At 47.7% G+C, this 2,233-nt stretch carries 3 protein-coding genes; all 3 read left to right on the top strand.

Features of this window, described 5'->3' with window-relative positions:
* Nucleotides 1-864: transketolase C-terminal domain-containing protein (locus QZV24_RS09730; protein ID WP_294523332.1), on the top strand; the 864-nt coding region annotated here is incomplete at its 5' end.
* A 2-nt stretch (nt 865-866) separates the two neighbouring features.
* Nucleotides 867-1,700: a TlyA family RNA methyltransferase gene (locus QZV24_RS09725; protein ID WP_294523330.1), complete on the top strand. Its 834-nt coding sequence runs from the start codon at nt 867-869 to the stop codon at nt 1,698-1,700.
* A gap of 18 nt (nt 1,701-1,718) precedes the next feature.
* Nucleotides 1,719-2,233, top strand: a 515-nt coding sequence (locus QZV24_RS09720) for an NAD(+)/NADH kinase (RefSeq protein ID WP_294523334.1), incomplete at its 3' end; no start/stop codon positions are given.

Below are 2,233 nucleotides of genomic sequence, written 5' to 3'. Positions count from 1 at the left end.
ACGGCGGCTATGCCATCCGGGACTGGTCTAAAGGCTTTTTCCAATGTGTATCCGGAAAGATTTTTTGATGTTGGTATTGCCGAAGAACACGCCATGACTATGGCGGCTGGAATGGCAGCAGCTGGTGGTAAACCGGTGGTAGCGCTGTATTCCACCTTCGCTCAGCGAGCCTATGACCAGATTGTTCATGATGTTTGTCTGCAAAATTTGCCGGTTACTATTTGTCTGGACCGGGGTGGTTTGGTTGGAGCGGATGGTCCAACTCACCATGGGGTATTTGATTATTCCTATTTGCGTCACATTCCCAATTTGGTGGTTATGGCCCCGAAGGATGAAAATGAGCTGCGCAACATGTTATATACTGCTATGGAGCATAATGGGCCGATAGCGGTACGGTATCCAAGGGGATCAGCAACCGGTGTGCCGGTGGACGAGGGTTTTAAAAAGCTGGAAATTGGCAAGGGAGAAATCATATCCCAGGAAAGTAAAAGCGTTGTGCTTTTGGCGGTGGGCAGTATGGTTAAACATTCCATTAGGGCGGCAGAAATACTGCGGGAAGCCAATATTTATACTACAGTGGTGAATATGCGATTTATTAAGCCACTTGACACTGCTTTGCTGGATACATTGGTGAAGGACGCTCGACTGGTAGTAACTTTGGAGGAAAATGCCCTGGCTGGTGGTTTCGGATCCGGAGTTTTGGAATATTTGGCTGATAAGGGGCTTAATACTGCTCAGGTGATGCGGTTCGGCATACAGGACAGCTTCATCGAACAGGGCTCATGTCCGGAGCTGTTGGATTTGTGTGGGCTGATGCCACAGCAAATTGCCGACGGAATAGCAAAGAAATATGGTGAACTTTAATTATGGCAGAAACTAATACGGAAAAGGTAAAAAAAGAGCGGCTGGATGTGCTTTTGGTGGAGCGGAATCTGGTTCAAAGCCGGGCCAGGGCCAAGACCACCATTATGGCAGGACTGGTGCTGGTCGACGGCAACAAGATAGATAAGGCTGGTACTATGGTAAAGACCAATGCTGATATCCGGGTGCTTGGCAATAAAATTCCATATGTCAGTCGGGGGGGACTGAAGCTGGAAAAGGCCATCAATGAATTCATGGTGGAGCTGGACGGCAAGGTTACGGCTGATATTGGGGCATCTACTGGTGGTTTTACCGATTGCATGCTGCAAAATGGTGCCGTGAAGGTATTTGCTATTGATGTAGGCTATGGCCAGCTGGATTGGAGCCTGCGGACTGATGAACGGGTAATAAATATGGAGCGCACCAATGTGCGTAATGTTACGCCGGAGGATATTGGTGAGCTGATTGATTTGGCGTCAATTGATGTGGCGTTTATTTCCCTGGAAAAGGTTTTGCCGGCGGTAAAGGCTATGCTTAAGCCTGCCGGAGAGATTGTTGCCCTTATAAAGCCTCAGTTTGAGGCTGGCAGGGAAAAGGTTGGGAAAAAAGGCGTAGTACGGGATCCAAAGGTACATATGGAGGTCATTCACAATGTGGTGGATATGGCCCGGGAAATGAACTTTGTGACCAGGGAGCTGACTTTTTCCCCAGTGAAAGGCCCGGAAGGAAATATTGAATATCTTATCTGGCTGTCCAAGGATGCGGCAGCGGAGGATAATGTTACTGATGAAGTTATAGAGAAAACCGTAGAAATGGCTCATAGTGAACTTGACAAATAATCTTAGAGGCATTTGATTATGAAGACAATAGCTATTTATCCCAATATAAACAAGGCTGAGTCCGCTGAGGTGATGGAGCGGATACACCAATATTTTGCTGACAAGGATGTTCGCATTGTCATGTCCAAGGATAAGGCCAATATGTTTAATTGTCAGGAATACGGTGTAGATAAACTGGCGGATGAACAGATTGATCTGGGACTGAGTATTGGCGGCGATGGTACCTTGTTGGGGGTTTGCCGACGCCTTTACGACAACAAAATACCGGCATGTGGCATAAATATTGGCCGGGTGGGTTTCTTGGCCGATATAGAGCTTTCCGAGCTGGAGACCAGACTGGATAGCCTGCTGAAGGGTGAATATCAGATTGTGGAGCGGACAGTTATTTCCGGTTCGGTGATGAGCAAGGGGAATAAACGATTTTTGGGGCACGCCCTGAATGATGTGGTTATTGGCAAAGGCGGCTTGTCCCGTATGCTGCACCTGGGAATGCGGATAAACGATATTCACATCAATGACTACAAGGCAGATGG

Origin of the sequence: uncultured Anaerovibrio sp. (genome assembly GCA_902786545.1) — a bacterium.
GTDB lineage: Bacteria > Bacillota > Negativicutes > Selenomonadales > Selenomonadaceae > Anaerovibrio.
Note: the sequence above shows the minus strand (reverse complement) of the source record. Positions and strands in the feature narration are given on the sequence as shown.